Raw genomic sequence first — 16,263 nt, forward strand, 5'->3', positions numbered from 1 at the left:
CTGCTCTTTGGGTTATTTTTCCGTCAACTGCCTGAAAACCTCGTCGCGCGTTGGCGAAACGGCGATCGATACCTTCATGCCGTTCAGCATGGTAACCATGTTTCCTTCAATCATCTTGATCATGTTGCGGTTGATAATATAGGACCGGTGTGTCCTGACAAAAGGGGGAGTGGGCAGGCGGGTCATCATGACGGCCATGGAGGCGAGCGTGACCAGTACGCCGTTTGTATAGTACACTTTCACATAGTCCTTCAGTCCCTCAATGAAGTAGATGTCTTTGAACCAGACGCAATACATTTTGCGGTCGGCCCGTATCCACATATATTCCTCTTGCCCGGTGTCGGCCTTGCGTTCGGAGGCTTGTGCGGCCGACGGGCTTAACGGATCTGGCTGGGATATATCGGCACCTGCCCCTTCGGTATACGGGCCGGTCCGATCTTTTTCCTGATGCAGACTATCGCCAATAAGCCTTCTGACTTTGGTGACAGCCTTCAGAAACCGGTCGAAGCCGATGGGTTTCAACAAAAAAGATGTAACATCGAATGTAAAGCCATCTACTGCGTATTCGGGATAAGCCGTTGTCAGAATCACGTGCGATCCGGGAGCCTGAACGATATTAAGCAGATCCAGACCGGAGAGCTCGGGCATATTCACATCGAGGAAAATGATATCCGGTTTTACTTCCGGTATCATATCCAGTGCCTCCAGTGCATTATAGCAGCTGCCTGCATGAGCTAACCAGCTGATTTTTGCGATCAGAAATTTGAGAACTTCATGAGCCGGTTCCTCATCATCGACAATAAGACAACTGATTTTTCCTGTCATATTTGAACTGAATCCGGATTGAGATTTATGACCGTTACTGCCCATGTCGGGCGAGCCTTTTTCGAAACGTCAAAAAACCAAATGCGGCTACATTTTGTCAACAAATATGAGCATTATCATTTAATAATTATTAGTCATTGTTCCTGTAGAATGCCACCTGTATAGGTTTTATTCCTTCTCGCCAACTTCGAGTCATAATACTTTTTTAAATAGTGATGGACAACGAGCTCATGCTCGCGCTGTTGGGAGATAAACAGCCGGTTCAGGAACATATGTATCAGACTACCAGCCAAGTTATTCAGTGAAATCTCCATTGAGAAGGAAAGCTTCGCCATGGACACCCTCATGCGGGCAGACCTTTTTTCAAATAGCCTGATTGCGTCTTCGATACCGTTTGAGGAATCCAGGGAGGGATCGAGAAACGACTGGATTTCTTCCGTATGCAGGCGGTACCTGTTGTTCATCTGGACGTTCAGTCCTGTGTCACCCCGGAATTCCCGGAAGAAATGATCCTGTAAATGCCCTATGAGCATCTTTTTGTCTTCCAGCCTGAAATCCAGATCATTGAGGAGCATATCCACTCCCCTCAAACCTATCAGCCATCGGTAGCGCTCTCCCTCGTCTCCTGACAGCATGCTCAGAATGCCCGCCGTTGTGTGGCTATCTGCAAAAAAAATGGATTCGAACTCTTCGAATGCATGATGCCCATAGCGCTCCAGTTCCCTTTTGTAGGTATCGACTTGCATTTTGTGGACCGTACCGTTGAGGAGCAACGGATCGACCAGCGTGTGGAGCTCGGTAAGGACCTTCTGCCAGAATGATGTGCAGCAACCGTTATAAAATCGGAGCCGGATATGGTGGTCGGGGTCTTCGTAGCGGACAAAAAACCATTTTTCGATAGTGCCTTCGGTGAGAAGGCGGTCTGCCAAAGGTTTGATCAGCGATGTCAACAGGCCGTCTGCAGTTCTGGTCCCTGCGTAGATCTTAACATACAGCCATTCGCTACCGACCATAAAGTTCCGTTTCATGGTATTGGATTGGCCCCTATCCACTTGCCGTTCAAAAGTTCGTGGTACAGGCGTCGAATCCTTCTGAGACAACAGCGGCAATAAAATTTCATTGGCATAACGCTTTCCCGGTTCTCCTAGAATTCCATTTTCTGCACCATCAAGGAACTCTGTCAGGGTTAGGCTGTCATACTTCCGGAGTGAGTCACAGAGGATCTCCACCGCAAAATCGGAGTCTCCGTCGATGAGAAATTCGCTGTCGCCCTGACGAAGCTGTACAAACCGGGGGATATTGTAAATACCCCTTACCACACGCCATTCTTTGGCTGTGAGTACATCTTTGCCGAGAAGCCTGATAATCCGCTCCCTTTCGATATTCCAGGTTGCGCGACTAATGATCCAATGCTTGTATTCGATGCGGGGCAGAAACGTATTCGATGAGAGGTGCCCCCAGTTCCAACCCAGGTACTGGTAATCATGCTCATATGCCAGCTCGCAGAGAAAACGGTAGACCGGCAGCGCGCCCGCAAAGTTATGTGCATTGGTGAGCCGCGGAAACACCCGCTTGTTTAGCCGTTTCGATCGGAGTATGACCTCGCCCGACATCGATACCGAAACCATCAGGTCCTCCGGCAAGATCCGGTCTTCTTCGGGCATGGACGAGCCGGCGAGGTAGGGGATCTCGAAATTCCGCAAATGGGGCCGCATCAGCACATTGCCTACCCGGGCTTCGGGGAGGTGTGCTATTTCGGCAAAAACCACATCTTCCCGAAGCCGTTCTTCCTCACCGACCGCCTTTTTTACCCACTTACAGAGCTCTTTGTGGCCATGACAAAACCGTCCCAGCAGCTTCATGCCGGAAGGCCCTCCCATTGCATTGAAAGCAAACTTGAAATTCCCGTCATCCAGATCTTTCTGTGAACCTGCTATGAGATTGCCGAACAGGTAAAAGCTATCCGGTGGGAGCGCGGTTTCATTCACCGTTTTTCGCAACTCATTCAGCATGCTGTCTGTGAGGTAAACGGACATCGCTCCGTCGGTGACTGTTTGTTGACAGAGCTTTTCACGGAAAGTTGCAAGCGCTGACATATCGACGGCATTTGTCTTCATAGCTTCCGGTAGCTGTATTTCGTCCAATAGCGGAAGATTATCCATCCTTCCGGCCATTGCATCGCCATAACCGATCCCGGTTTCACAATCCAGTGTTTCCAGCAACGGCATTTCACGTTGCTCGTACCTTTCGAGAAAGCGCTTTTTGAACTGGTCCATTTCCGGGAGAGGATTCCGGTGGCCCAAAAACGATATGTTTTGGTACTCTTTCGTCAGAATCCCGATCACCCGCTCGCTCATGGTGCACGACAGGGTTGGGAAAAAAATATCGCTCTGAATCAAATCCTTACTGCCTGCCGACACAAAATGCCTCGCTACTACGGATTCGATTTTCTTGTATTTGCTGACACCAGGCTCCTTGGACTGCAACAAACCCGAAATCTTATTCAATTGGCGTAGATCTTCCTCCGCTCCTTCAATACCCTTCAGTTTCGCAGCGACAGTGAAAAAAAATTCTTCCCCCGTCACTGTGGCGGCCAGTTCGGAAACTAATATCTGCGCATTAATGATCGCATCGACATACTGGGCTGCCTCGTCCCCGCCGATATCTTCGGACACGATGCTACCTACCAATTCGCTAATGGTCGCGCCACTCCTGGCAACAGAAATGATGCGGTCCAGATATGTAGTGCAATCCACGGAGGCTAACACGTACAACCTCCTTTTATTATGGAGTGAACTTTCGATGTACCGGTAAGTATTACCAATCCGGTAAAGGCTTGTGTTAAGAGAAAATTTCAGCCGACTCCGAATGGCGCTTTTTGTTAAAAGTCCTTCCGCCATTTCGGCTACGTAATTCATGTCTAGCCTTGTATGCGCACGGCAGGAGAGAGTCTCGTCAAATTCAATGCGGGTTTCATTTCCCAGTTCTCCTATTGCACATCCGGCGAACAGGCCGTATGGTGTGCTGCGGGAGGTCATTCTGACGAGGTATTTATATAATGTTTTGAGTAGCTTGTGTACTCCTGTCCTTACCCTTCCTTCGATCAGGCCGGTGAAGGAGTCATATAGCTCCGGCGATGCTACATAGATAGCTTCGAGCATGGCGGGTTGCGAAAAAAAGCGGATAAGTTCCTGCTCGAACAACTCGGGTTCACCGTTAACCCGCTCATTAAATCCATAAAGAACATCCAACGGCAACCGGGGACGCCTCAGCACAAAAAAACCTTGGGACACGATAGACATGGGCAGGTAGGTTGAAATGGTGGGAAATAAGAATTAGCCGCTATCCGAAAGGGGACGCACGGACCGAAATCAATCAAACTTGCCAACCAGTTTATCCATCCCCAAACTATTTATATGATTGCTCTGCTTTCCTCGACCAACCTGATACTGCGATCGAATAACGGGCGATCATGCCCTCTCTCCAAAGTTGTTTCCCAATTCGTCGAAGCACAAAAAGAATTGGTCTAAAAAGTTGTCATCCGACGATGAGACGTATACACATTTGCCTGGAGAACCAAATGAGAGCGATAATGACATCATCAGTAATATCGGGGCTTTCGGCTATGATCGCTGCGGCGAAAATCGAGGAAATCTATGAAGTTGTCAGTATTCACAAGCAACAGCTGAGTAGTTTTGGCCTTTCCCGCGGGTATCTCGGTGTGTCCGTCTTTACTTATTTGTATGCGGTGCATTCCGGCCGAAGCCGATATCTGGAGGAAGCCAGGCAGGCATTCGATCAGGCCTGTGACATGATAGACAGCGACCCTCAAAAGGCCTATCCGCAAGACTTTGCAGACCTGGGCGCAGTTTCGCAGTATCTCTGCCAGGTCGGTGTGCTGGACCTGGATCCCAACGTCTTTTTGGGTGACGTCGATGCCATACTGCTGAAAAAGATGCGTACAGAATTGTACGCCGGTAATTTGGGCGGATTCACGCATGGAGCGCTGGGATACGGCCTGTATTTTCTTCAGCGAAGCTATTACAACAGGAAAGTAGCCCAATCGATTATCGAAGAACTGATCCAGGGCATTGTACGCAATGCAATTCAAACGACTCAGGGCTGTTACTGGGAGTCAGGGTTGAAACAAAACGATCAAAATACCAGTCTTTTCTTCCCAGTTGGCTCCACAGCAATATTGCTTTTTCTGTGCAGGGCAATAGAAATGGGCCTGGCTCCCGCCGGTGTTCTGGAGGTAACTGCCCGGGAAGCCATCGTCTATATCGAAACGCAACGGCTAAAGGAAGAAAAGCTTCCAGTTGACGTTGTCAGGAATCATTGCAACGGCAGGCAGATGTCGTATTATAACAGTGTCGACACCGGCTACATGCTGCTACGGGCCGGTGCTGCATTTGGCAATGCCGGCTGGTCAAAAGAAGGGCGGGCTATTCTGAAAACTTGTTCCATGCGCCACCAGGAGCATGTCAACTGCGTGCAGGATGCCAGCATGGGATATGGTGCGGCCGGACTAGGCGTGATATTCGATCGCATCGGGCAAGTTACCAACGATCCTGAATTGGCAAACGCCGCCAGCTACTGGTATACGCAAATCCTCCGGTTTGATCTTCATTCCGACGGGTATGCCGGGTACAAGGCTACCAACGGCTCACATGACACCCAAAACAACCTGGCATTTAGTCGCGGGGTGATCGGAATCGGCTGTGCATTGGTAAAGGCCTTGCATCCGGGCAAAGTTAACTTCAACGACATGATCTGGCTGCTTTGAACTTGCCTTAAGAGCGCAGGGTACCGAAAAAAACGAGAAAAATACATAGACAGACTTGTCTATATTGTATGTTTGTTTTACCTTTGGGATATGACAAAGAAAGTTGGGCCGAGGGAACGGATTCTGGAAACAGCTTCGAGGTTGTTTCATAGCCAGGGATATAATAACACCGGGATCAATCAGATCCTGGCGGAAGCCGATGTGGCCAAGGCCAGCCTGTATCAGCACTTTGGATCAAAGGACGAGTTGGGGGTTATTTATTTGAAAGAGGGCAGGACGGAGTGGTTTTCGGGACTGGATCAATGGACAGGTGGCAAGAAGGCGCCAGCTCAAAAGCTCTGCGCGTGTTTTGATTTCTTGGAGTACGCTTTGCAAAAAGATGATTTTCTGGGCTGTAAGTTCATTAATATGTTATCGGAGGTTGGTAGTGGCAGCCCGTTGATGTCCAGGGAGATAATTGAGCATAAAGCAAAGCTAAGGCAGTATATGAAAGGTTTCGTTGAAAAAGCACTGGAAGGTAGCAATGAGCTGGATATTGATATTATTGGTGACTCGATCTATCTTTTGTTTGAAGGTGCTATTGTGGAATCTAAGATCTACCGGGATACCTGGCCAGTGAAAAATGCGAGAAAAATGGCTGAGATGCTGCTGGCTAAGAATTAATATTTTTTTACAATAATGTAGACAGACTGTTCTGTATATTTAAATTCAATTGACATGAAACGAATCGCAATTAATGGATTTGGGAGAATAGGCCGGGCGGCCTTGAAGGTGATCATGGAAACCGATGGCCTTGAAGTGGTAGGGATCAACGATATGATGAGTATCGAGAATGCTGCCTTCTTGTTGAAGTATGATAGTGTTTACGGAAGATATGACAAGAAAGTAAGCTTTGAGGGAGATTTGATTTCCATAGATAACAAGTCAATAAAGTACACCACAACCAGGAGCATTGAAGAACTGCCCTGGAAAGAGCTGAATGTGGATGTGGTGATCGAGAGTACCGGTGTTTTCACAAACTATGCCGACGCCGAAAAACACTTAAAAGCAGGGGCGCGTTTCGTGGTGATTTCCGGACCGACCAAGGATACACCTACCATTGTTCACGGAGTCAATACGGAAGATGGAAAAGTGTCGATATTTTCTTGCGCAAGTTGTACAACTAATAATATCAGTCCGATCATCGAGATCCTTGGACGCAGGATTGGTATTAAAAAGGCGATTTTGAATACAACACACGCTTACACCGCTTCACAGGCCCTGGTGGACGCGCCATCGAAAAAAGAACCGCGAATGGGTAGGGCAGCCGGCATCAATCTGGCTCCGGCCGCGACTGGTGCCGCCATTGCTACCACGAAAGCGTTGCCGCAATATGCAGGCAGGTTTGATGGCGTGGCGGTGAGGGTACCCGTTCCGGTGGGTTCCATTTCAGATATTACGTTTATTGCCGAACGTTCAACCAGTGCGGAGGAAATCAATGCCATTTTAACCGAAGAGGCAGCCTCGCCGAGATATGACAAAGTCGTATCGGTTACCGACGAGCCACTTGTATCGACCGACATCAAACAAAGTCCGTATGCCGCCGTTGTCGACCTGGAAATGACCCGGGTAGTGGACGGGGACCTGGTGAAGGTAATGGCCTGGTACGACAATGAGTGGGGTTTTACGAATCAGATGATACGGCAGATACAGGAACTGGCTTAGCCGGTGAACGGCGACTTTTGAGTTGATAATTAAAGTATAACCACCTGATTTTAATAGACATTATGGAACAAAAACCTCCCTTGCCGCCTTTCACGCTGGAAACGGCGCTTCAGAAAGTGCAATTAGCAGAAGATGCCTGGAATAGCCGGGATCCCGAAAGAGTATCGCTGGCCTACTCCATCGATACCGAATGGCGTAATCGTTCGGAGTTTGTGAACGGACGCGATGAGGTCGTCCAATTCCTTACTGCAAAATGGCGTAAAGAACTGGATTATAAACTTAAAAAGGAGCTTTGGGCATTTACCGGCAACCGGATCGCGGTTCGATTTGAGTATGAATACCATGATGCCGGCGGTCAATGGTACCGTGCATATGGCAACGAGAACTGGGAGTTTGATGATCAGGGGCTAATGTTACGCAGATTTGCGAGTATCAACGATTTGCCCATAAACGCTGCTGACCGGAGACTATCTTTGGATGCGAACCCCATCGGGTAATTACCTTTTTGAATATCACCAGCCCGGATAATACCTACCGGCCGTAGCAGGACCGGGCTGGGCTATGCTATCGCGAATAACCTTGTGAGAAACAGCAGCCAGTATTCGGGCGACGATCAGCGATCCCTGTCTGCAGCATGTAATGTAGCATCGAATGAGCTGTTTAGCCCGCATGGGCAACGACCCTTGCTTAGCGCCACCCCAGGCCGATCTGGCAACCACCCCAAGGCGAAAATTTGCTGTCCAGAAAAGGGACAAGCCGAATTTTAAACAGATATATCCACCGTTCCTTCACGAGGTGAAACCGCAAACCCAGCAGCGCAGCAGCTGCGAGATTTTTCTCTTCTTTTTTCAGCTTATGTGGAAGGCCACCGTATGAAGCTTGCAGCAACGTAAAGCCGGAACCGACTTCCAGATAGCATTCAAAAGCGCTGTAACCCGGGGTGGGGTTGCATAGATTCCTGTGATAGGGGTTCAGGATCACATTATAAGTTAGTGCCGAAGCCAGAGACGGAACAAAAAGGGGAGGCTTGCCTGTCTTGCCGATACCGGCCTGAATATTCCAAAAACTTTTCTTCTGGTAAAGAATGGGTGCTTCGGCCGAAATCATAGCGACTGGCGCAATACCCCAGGCTTCGAAGGTCACACCGGCCCGTAGCGGCGTGTATAAGGGTTGCGCGATGGTTTCCACCGCAGATAAGATGAAGAGAAGGAGTACGATACGCATAAGTCATGTTTGCCCTTCGACTTAACGTGGTTATAAACCTGATATTATTCATTAGTAATCGATCGGAGACATGGGTAATGACATAAGTAATGGAATAGAAGTACAAGTAAATTGGTCACATGCCGGAATGTCGGCGCCTAAAAAATTTACATTAAAGCAGAAAATTTTTTGTTTTATCAATATTTAGTTAGTTTTGATATGTTCAAACATATGAACATAAAAACACTAACCCTTTTTAATATGTACTGCCGCAGGATATTCGTATTTGTGTTGTCAGTTTTTGCTTATTTGCCCGCTATCGCTCATGCGTCACCCTACAACATTGCTTCCAAAGCCGAAATCACGGCGTCGAGTACGCTGAATGCGAAAACGTCGTCGCAAAATATAGCGGACGGACTTATAGCCGTCGACGGAGCGGGCGAGTGGGCCTGCGAGGGCGACACCACCGATTGGGGGTACGTACGTTTCCCCTGGGTACAGCTGACCTGGAAAGCCCCCGCGAAGATCAATAAGGTTGTTCTCTACGATCGCCCCAATCTCAAAGACCATATTGCCGGCGGCAAGCTGCTTTTCAGCGATGGCTCGGTGATTTGGGTCAATGAAATCCCCAACGACGGACTGGCGAAGGAGGTAAAATTTGGGACAAAGACGGTGACCTGGGTCAAGTTCGTAACCACAGACGGCAAGGGACGCGATATTGGTTTTTCGGAGGTTGAAGTTTTCAGTACCGAAAACACCGATTTTGTTTCCTGGGTCAACCCATACATTGAAACCAACCGCGGCCGGTATTTCTTCTTCATTCCCGGACAAAGGCCTTTCGGAATGGTCGGGGCGGCTCCGCTTACCCGTAATAAAAACCAGAACGGCGGAGGTTATAATTACAATGAAACTGAGATACTGGGCTTTGAGCAAATTCATCAGTGGATGGTGGGCGGGCTTGAAATAATGCCTTCGACGGACAAAACCGATCCCAGGGCGGGGCAACAGGGATGGAAGTCCAAATTTTCGCACGCGGGTGAGATCGTTCATCCGGGATACCAGCGCCTTTTTCTGGAAAAGGACAAAATATGGGTTGAAAATACGGCAACCGAACGCGTCAGCTTCTACAAATTTACTTATACCCAAACCACAACCGCCCATATCCTGACCAACCTGGGTGGCTACGTGTCCAATTGCACAATGGCCGACGCCAGCGTGAAGAAGACGGGTGACAGGGAGTTCGAGGGGGCGTTCAGTACCATTAAGCGATACTGGGGCGGTCCCACCGACGTGAAAATATATTTTGTGATCCAGTTTGATAGGCCCTTTGCCGCCTTGAATGGCTGGCAGGACGGAAAGCTGCTGAAAGATGTAGAAACGGTGGGTGGCGATCACGCAGGTGTTTCTGCCATATTTAATCTGAGGGGCGGGGAGGAGGTCCGGATGAAAATCGCGGTATCGTTTACCAGTGTTGAAAATGCCCGCAATAACCTCGCTAATGAATGCACAAGCTGGGATTTTGATCAGGTGAAGGACGAAAGCCTGCGGACTTGGAATGACGATCTTGGTAAAATAAAGGTTACCGGCGGTAGTAAAGATCAGAAAACCAAGTTCTATACCGATTTATGGCACGTGTTGCTGGGCCGGCATAAGATCACCGACATTTCCGGCGATTATCCCGACCGCACTACCGGAAAAAGGGTAGGCAACTTCACGGAAGCCAACCTGAAAATCCGCCGTGTCCCGAAAACCGAAACCGGCGCCAACCGCTTTGATATGTATACTTCCGATGCGTGGTGGCTCACCCAGTGGAACCTGAACGTACTCTGGGGCCTGGCCTGGCCGGAAGTGATGGACGAAATGTCGGCCTCGATGGTGGAATATGCGAAAAACGGCTACCTGTTGCCGCGCGGGCCGTCCGGCGGAGGCTATTCCTACATTATGACGAGCTGCCCGGCCGTAAACCTGATCGCCTCCACGATTCAGAAAGGCTTGCTCACCAAAACACCGGTTGAGGACGCCTACCGGGTTATGAAGCAGAATATGCTCCCAGGCGGAATGCTCGGGGACTCGGCAGATATCGAATTTTATACCCGAAATGGCTATTGGCCCGGTAATGCCGGGATTACCCTGGAGGCTGCATTTCAAGATTATGCGTTGTCGGAAGTGGCCTGGAAGCTGGGCAAGACGGAAGATTATCAGTTTTTCAGCACCAGGTCAAAAGGCTGGAAGGCACTTTTTAACCCAAAACATAACCTGCTGTTCCCCAAATCGGCAAAAGGAGAATTCCTGCACGACGATCCATTGTCGGGAAGCGGCTGGATCGAAGCCAATGCGTGGCAGGCCACCTGGGCCGGGTCGCAGGACATCCCGGGCCTGGCCAGGCTCATGGGTGGCAATGAGGTGCTTTGCAATAAGCTGAATTTTGCATTTACCAAAGCTGAACCCTCCGATTTTGTATTCGCTTACAACGACGGTTATATCAGTTACGCCAACCAGCCAGGCTGCTCCGACGCGCATGTGTTCAACCATGGCGGTAAGCCCTGGCTGAGTCAATATTGGGTAAGGAAAGTGCAGGAAAAAGCCTACGGAGGCGTTACGCCGGATCTGGGATACGGCGGCCACGACGAAGACCAGGGCCAAATGGGTGCGACCAGCTCGCTGATGTCGCTCGGCTTGTTCAGCCTGAAAGGGAATGTAGATCGTGAACCCACTTACGAAATAACAAGCCCGGTGTTCGATCGCATTGAAATCGAGCTGAATCCGAGGTATTACACCGGGAAAAAATTTACGATCATCACCCGTAACAATTCAGCCCAAAACATGTACATCCAAAGCGCAAGCCTCAACGAAAAGCCCTTGCATACCTACTGGTTCAGGCATAGCGATTTTGCAAAGGGAGGGGTACTGAGACTGAACATGGGCGCCCGGCCCAACACCCAATGGGGAGTAAAGTGATGACCTGTCTGTGAACATTGGAATAGTCTAAAAAATACTAAAATAAATACCTGTAAAATTTTGAATGTGTGAAATATTGCGCATATTTGTTTGTTCATATGTTCATACATATTAATTCCTTCTCTTAATCCGCTTCCCATCCTTTAACCTTCAAACCCAATCATATGCAAAGAGTAGTACGTCATTTAAAACTGATCTTTTGCCTCGTCACCCTCCTGTGTACACACGGGCGTGCCGGCGCCAAGGATCCGGCGGTTGCCGACCTTGATAAAACGGTTACCGGAAAGGTTAGCGCCGCCAATGGCGAGTACCTTCCGGGCGTAAGCATTACGGTCAAAAACACTACACAGGGAACGATTACCAATGTGAACGGGGAGTTTTCGCTCTCTGTGCCGGGCGATGACGCGGTGCTGGTGTTTTCATTTATAGGCTATCAGAGCCGAGAGGTGGTGGTAGGCAGCCAATCGAACTTTACGATCCAACTCAATACCTCGGAAAAAGCGCTGGATGAGGTAGTCGTGATTGGGTATGGTTCGATGAAGAAATCGGATATGACAGGCTCGGTTGTGTCGGTGAAGTCGGAGGAGTTGAAAGCGGTGCCTGTCACCACCTTCGATCAGGCGCTTCAGGGGCGTGCGGCGGGTGTACAGGTAGTGCAGTCGACCGGCGCGCCGGGTGGGGAAACCAATATCAGGATCCGGGGAACGAGCTCGGTGAATGCAAGCAGCGAGCCTTTGTATGTGATCGACGGCATGCTCATCAACAGCGACGGAGGTGAAATGTCGGTTGGAGGGCGCGGGCCCAGGATCGGCGCGTTGTCGACGATCAATCCCGGCGATATCGAATCCATTGAAATACTGAAAGATGCTTCCGCCACAGCGATTTATGGTTCGAGAGGGGCTAACGGAGTAGTACTGATTACAACCAAAAAAGGGAAAAACAATACCGGAAGCATCAATTTTGAAAGCTATTACGGTACCCAGGAGGCATCTCATACGTTGAAGCTGCTGCGGGCAGATCAGTTTGCCAATCTGGTGAATGAGGCGAATATCAATGCCGGGCGGAACCCCGTTTATGTGAACCCCGGAACGCTCGGAAAAGGGACCGACTGGCAAAAAGAATTGCTGCGGCCGGCACCCATAGCCAACTTTCAGTTATCGGTGAACGGGGGAAGTGCCAAAACAAAATATGCGCTTTCGGGCGGTTATTTTACGCAGGACGGCATTGTGATCGGGTCTAATTTCAAACGCTATTCGTTGCGGACGAATCTCGAAACGGAGGTGAACAGATACCTCTCGGTCGGAGCCAATCTTTCTTATAACCGGCTTTCGTCGGATGGCGTACTCACCGGGCCAGGCCAGATCGTACCCGGCGTGATATCGGGTGCGATGCAGTTCAATCCGATTGCCACGGTTTATGATCCCAGCCAGGCGTTGGGCTACACTTATGAGCATTACCTGAAAACAGGCATTGCAAACCCGGTAGCGGAGGCTCGGGAATATCAGGCCAATACAGGTACTTCGCGGTTTCTGGGTAATGTATTTGCGCAGATCAAGCTCGCTAAAAGCCTGAATTTCAGGTCCAGTTTCGGAATGGATGCGTTGAATACCAAATCCAACACATTTGGCCCCTATGGTCTGAAACGCACCGAGAACAGTCTGGGTGAAGCGAGCAGCGGGGCGTTACAGGCATTTACCTGGCTCAGTACCAATACGCTGAACTTCGACAAGGCAGTAGGGAATGGGAGTTTGAGTGCACTGGCTGGATTTGAAGTACAAAAATTCAAAAACGAATCGGTACAGCTGCTGGTGTTCGACTTCCCTGATCCGCGCTCCGGCTATCATAACCTCTCGGCCGGCCAGAACCCGCAGCCGCCGGTTAACGGAGAAACGCAATGGAGCCTGATGTCTTACCTGGCGCGCATCAACTATTCCCTGGCAGATAAATACCTGATCACGGTTTCGGGCCGGGCCGATGGTTCTTCCAAGTTTGCGAAAGGCAACAAATATGGCTTTTTCCCGTCCACAGCCCTGGCCTGGCGTGTGTCGGAAGAGGATTTCCTGAAAGGGAGCAATGTGATCAGCAACCTCAAACTGCGCGGAAGTTACGGCGTTACGGGTAACCAGGCCATTCCGCCTTACGGTTCCCTGGCGCTTATCACACGGTTTGGTGAAGGAGTTTTCAATAATGGAAGCGGCGATCCGTCGATCATTTACGGGCGGGAGCCGTTGTCGTATCCCAACGAAGACCTGAAATGGGAAACCACGCGCCAGATGAATCTCGGGATAGATTTATCGGTACTGAAAGGACGCGTTTCGCTGACGACCGAACTGTATCACAAAAAAACATCCGATCTGTTGCTGCTGACGCCTATTCCGGTTACCACCGGCTTTCAGAACACCCTGCTCAATGTAGGTAATGTGGAAAATAAGGGGGTGGATATTGAACTGAGCACGATCAATTTCGAAGGTAAATTCAATTGGAACACTTCGCTGAATGTTTCGCTCAACCGTAACAGGATCACCAATCTGGCAGGTGGAGGCGACGTGCTCCTCGGCGGTGGCAATATCCTGCGCGAAGGGCAGCCGCTCGGCTCATTCTACGGTTACGTGTTCGACGGGATCTATCAATCCGATGACGAGGCGAAGAGCAGTCCTGCCATTGCCGGACAAAGCCCTGCTGCCGGCGACCGGAAATACCGCGATATCGGCGGGCCGGATGGCAAACCCGACGGCGTGATCAACGACCTGGACCGGACGATCATCGGTTCGGCGCAGCCCAAGTTTTACTGGGGGCTCAATAACACCCTCAGCTACCAGAATTTTGAACTGAATTTCTTCTTCCAGGGATCGCAGGGCAACAAAATGGTGAATATGAACCTGCTGAACCTGCAAAATGTGAACGGGCAGCAGAATGTACTGCTCGAAGCTTACGAAAAACGCTGGAGACCGACTGACCCCAGCAATGAATACGCCCGTCCGCTGGCTACGGCCAACGATAACATTTTCTCCTCGCGGTTTGTCGAGAATGCCTCCTATCTCCGTTTGAAGAGCCTGAGCCTGGGCTACAATCTACCCAAAGACGTGCTGGACAAGATGAGGCTGAGTCGCTTAAAGCTGTACATAAGCGCCGCGAACCTGTGGACGCTCACCAATTACAGCGGCTATAATCCCGAGGGAAATGCTTACGGCTCCTCGACGAATGTAGTGGGTGTGGACGATGGCAATTATCCGCAAACCAGGACCTTTTTAGTTGGAATAAACATCGGACTCTAATGACCACAGCTATGAAATATGCAGTATATCAAATCAAAACGGCCTTCCTGTTCTTTGTGCTGTGTTCAGTGAATTTTTCCTGCCAGGATTTTTTGACAGAAAACCCTCAGAACACAGTTTCCCAGACCAATTATTACAAAACCGAACAGGACGCGATAGCGGCGGTAAACGCCATTTATTCCTACCTGGGCTCGTACAACCTGGATTTTGCAGGACCCTTTCCGGGGAATACGGCCGGGGCTTACCACAGTACTTTCTGGATCACGGCCGATCTGGCATCGGATAACATGAAAAATAACCAGCTGGGGGCCATTTACAACGACCAGCTTGCCACATTTTCTTATAACTCGGATAATGCCAATCTGTTGGAAATCTGGCGGATACATTACAAAATTATTTACCTGGCCAATATTGCGGTCAACCGCATTCCGGGCATAGCCATGAATGCGGCCACGCGCGACAGGCTCGTGAACGAAGCGAAGTTCCTGCGTGGATTGATGTACTTCAATCTGGTAAGGATGTTTGGGAAAGTGCCGTTGCTGATCGGAGAAAGCAATCCGCTTGAACCCGCTTCCGCTACACCGGATGCGGTGTATGCACAGATCATGCAGGACCTGAAAGACGCTTCCAACCTGCCGAAGGACGGCCAGATTCAGGAAGGGCGTGCTACCCAGGGTGCAGCGCAGGCTCTGCTGGCCAAGGTGTACCTCACCCGAAAGGATTTTACCAATGCATCGGCGGAGGCCAAAAAGGTGATCGACTCCAACGTATATAGTTTATGGACAAGTTATGCCGATGCATTCAAGCTTTCGAGCCGGGGTGGTAAGGAAGCCATTTTCTCGGTCGGGTTCGGGGACGGAGGCGGTACCATTTCTTTCTGGGAGGTAGGCCAGTTTAATGTACGGCTTTTGCCGGTCGAACTTTCGACGGCCAGGGATAAAGTGAACAATACCCAGGGCTGGCAGACCGTCACCAAAGACCTGTACAATTCTTATCTGCCCAATGATGCCAGAAAAGCAGCGACTTACATGACCTCATTCACCGGCGACGACGGTAAAGTGGTGACGCTGAGTAATATTTATATTAAAAAGTACTGGGACGAGGCCGCCGACCCCACAGCTGGCGGTTCTACCAATGACTTTCCTGTTATCCGTTACGCGGATGTCCTGCTCATGTATGCGGAAGCGCAGGCGGAGCTGGGCAATTTCCCGGCTGCCAATGAATATCTCAATAAGGTGAAAACCCGGGCGGGACTCACGCCGGTGACGATCAATGCGATCGCGGCTTTCCGGGACGCCGTTCTGGACGAGCGACGGAAGGAGTTTATCGGGGAAGGACAGCGCTGGTTTGACCTCGTGCGGATGAACAAGCTGGGCGACCGGGTTCATAAGGCCAAGGACACCGAATACACCACACCGATTCCGGTGCTGAGTGAAAATTACCAGGTATTTCCGATTCCGCAGCAGGAACGGGATGTTAACCCCAATTTGCCGCAAAACCCCGGTTTTTAAT

Annotated in this window: 10 protein-coding genes; 7 read left to right on the plus strand and 3 right to left on the minus strand. The window is 50.0% G+C overall.

The genetic code is table 11. From position 1 onward, the window contains the following. Positions 1-12: 12 nt before the first annotated feature. Both BP71_RS00710 and BP71_RS00715 read right to left on the minus strand, forming a co-directional pair. Positions 13-825, minus strand: coding sequence for a LytR/AlgR family response regulator transcription factor (locus BP71_RS00710; RefSeq protein WP_496375545.1), 813 nt, complete (start codon positions 823-825; stop codon positions 13-15). A gap of 134 nt (positions 826-959) precedes the next feature. Then, positions 960-4,127, minus strand: a complete 3,168-nt coding sequence (locus BP71_RS00715) for a lantibiotic dehydratase (protein WP_496375547.1) — start codon at positions 4,125-4,127, stop codon at positions 960-962. Positions 4,128-4,417: 290 nt separating this feature from the next. Between BP71_RS00715 and BP71_RS00720 the strand changes: the two genes are divergently transcribed. The 4 genes from BP71_RS00720 (at position 4,418) to BP71_RS00735 (ending at position 7,812) form a co-directional block, all read left to right on the plus strand. After that, entirely contained in the window at positions 4,418-5,611 is a 1,194-nt protein-coding gene (locus BP71_RS00720) for a hypothetical protein (RefSeq protein ID WP_496375549.1), read from the plus strand. 90 nt (positions 5,612-5,701) lie between these two features. Then, a complete protein-coding gene (locus BP71_RS00725) occupies positions 5,702-6,274 on the plus strand; it encodes a TetR/AcrR family transcriptional regulator (RefSeq protein WP_496375551.1) in 573 nt (190 codons plus the stop codon). Positions 6,275-6,328: 54 nt separating this feature from the next. Then, a complete protein-coding gene (locus BP71_RS00730; protein ID WP_496375553.1) occupies positions 6,329-7,315 on the plus strand; it encodes a type I glyceraldehyde-3-phosphate dehydrogenase in 987 nt (328 codons plus the stop codon). 62 nt (positions 7,316-7,377) lie between these two features. Next, positions 7,378-7,812 carry a nuclear transport factor 2 family protein gene (locus BP71_RS00735; RefSeq protein ID WP_496375555.1) on the plus strand — a complete coding sequence of 145 codons (435 nt, stop codon included), beginning with the start codon at positions 7,378-7,380 and terminating at the stop codon, positions 7,810-7,812. A gap of 190 nt (positions 7,813-8,002) precedes the next feature. Here the strand turns inward: BP71_RS00735 and BP71_RS00740 are convergent, their stop codons facing one another. Then, the gene (locus BP71_RS00740; protein WP_496375557.1) at positions 8,003-8,539 is read right to left on the minus strand and encodes a hypothetical protein; all 537 of its coding nucleotides are present in this window, start codon (positions 8,537-8,539) and stop codon (positions 8,003-8,005) included. A gap of 210 nt (positions 8,540-8,749) precedes the next feature. Between BP71_RS00740 and BP71_RS00745 the strand changes: the two genes are divergently transcribed. The 3 genes from BP71_RS00745 to BP71_RS00755 all read left to right on the plus strand — a co-directional run bounded on the left by BP71_RS00745 (position 8,750) and on the right by BP71_RS00755 (position 16,262). After that, positions 8,750-11,476, plus strand: a complete 2,727-nt coding sequence (locus BP71_RS00745) for a GH92 family glycosyl hydrolase (RefSeq protein ID WP_496375559.1) — start codon at positions 8,750-8,752, stop codon at positions 11,474-11,476. 164 nt (positions 11,477-11,640) lie between these two features. Further along, positions 11,641-14,751 (plus strand): SusC/RagA family TonB-linked outer membrane protein, encoded by a 3,111-nt coding sequence (locus tag BP71_RS00750; protein WP_496375561.1) that lies wholly within the window; start codon positions 11,641-11,643, stop codon positions 14,749-14,751. Between the two features lie 11 nt (positions 14,752-14,762). After that, positions 14,763-16,262, plus strand: a complete 1,500-nt coding sequence (locus BP71_RS00755; RefSeq protein WP_496375563.1) for a RagB/SusD family nutrient uptake outer membrane protein — start codon at positions 14,763-14,765, stop codon at positions 16,260-16,262. The last annotated feature ends 1 nt before the right edge of the window (position 16,263 follow it).

It is taken from the genome of Dyadobacter ginsengisoli DSM 21015, assembly GCF_059568735.1.

Coding starts and splice junctions, on each gene's coding strand:
- BP71_RS00710 (WP_496375545.1), bottom strand. CDS start 825: ATGACAGGAAAAATCAGTTGTCTTATTGTCGATGATGAGGAACCGGCT.
- BP71_RS00715 (WP_496375547.1), bottom strand. CDS start 4,127: ATGTCTATCGTGTCCCAAGGTTTTTTTGTGCTGAGGCGTCCCCGGTTG.
- BP71_RS00720 (WP_496375549.1), top strand. CDS start 4,418: ATGACATCATCAGTAATATCGGGGCTTTCGGCTATGATCGCTGCGGCG.
- BP71_RS00725 (WP_496375551.1), top strand. CDS start 5,702: ATGACAAAGAAAGTTGGGCCGAGGGAACGGATTCTGGAAACAGCTTCG.
- BP71_RS00730 (WP_496375553.1), top strand. CDS start 6,329: ATGAAACGAATCGCAATTAATGGATTTGGGAGAATAGGCCGGGCGGCC.
- BP71_RS00735 (WP_496375555.1), top strand. CDS start 7,378: ATGGAACAAAAACCTCCCTTGCCGCCTTTCACGCTGGAAACGGCGCTT.
- BP71_RS00740 (WP_496375557.1), bottom strand. CDS start 8,539: ATGCGTATCGTACTCCTTCTCTTCATCTTATCTGCGGTGGAAACCATC.
- BP71_RS00745 (WP_496375559.1), top strand. CDS start 8,750: ATGAACATAAAAACACTAACCCTTTTTAATATGTACTGCCGCAGGATA.
- BP71_RS00750 (WP_496375561.1), top strand. CDS start 11,641: ATGCAAAGAGTAGTACGTCATTTAAAACTGATCTTTTGCCTCGTCACC.
- BP71_RS00755 (WP_496375563.1), top strand. CDS start 14,763: ATGAAATATGCAGTATATCAAATCAAAACGGCCTTCCTGTTCTTTGTG.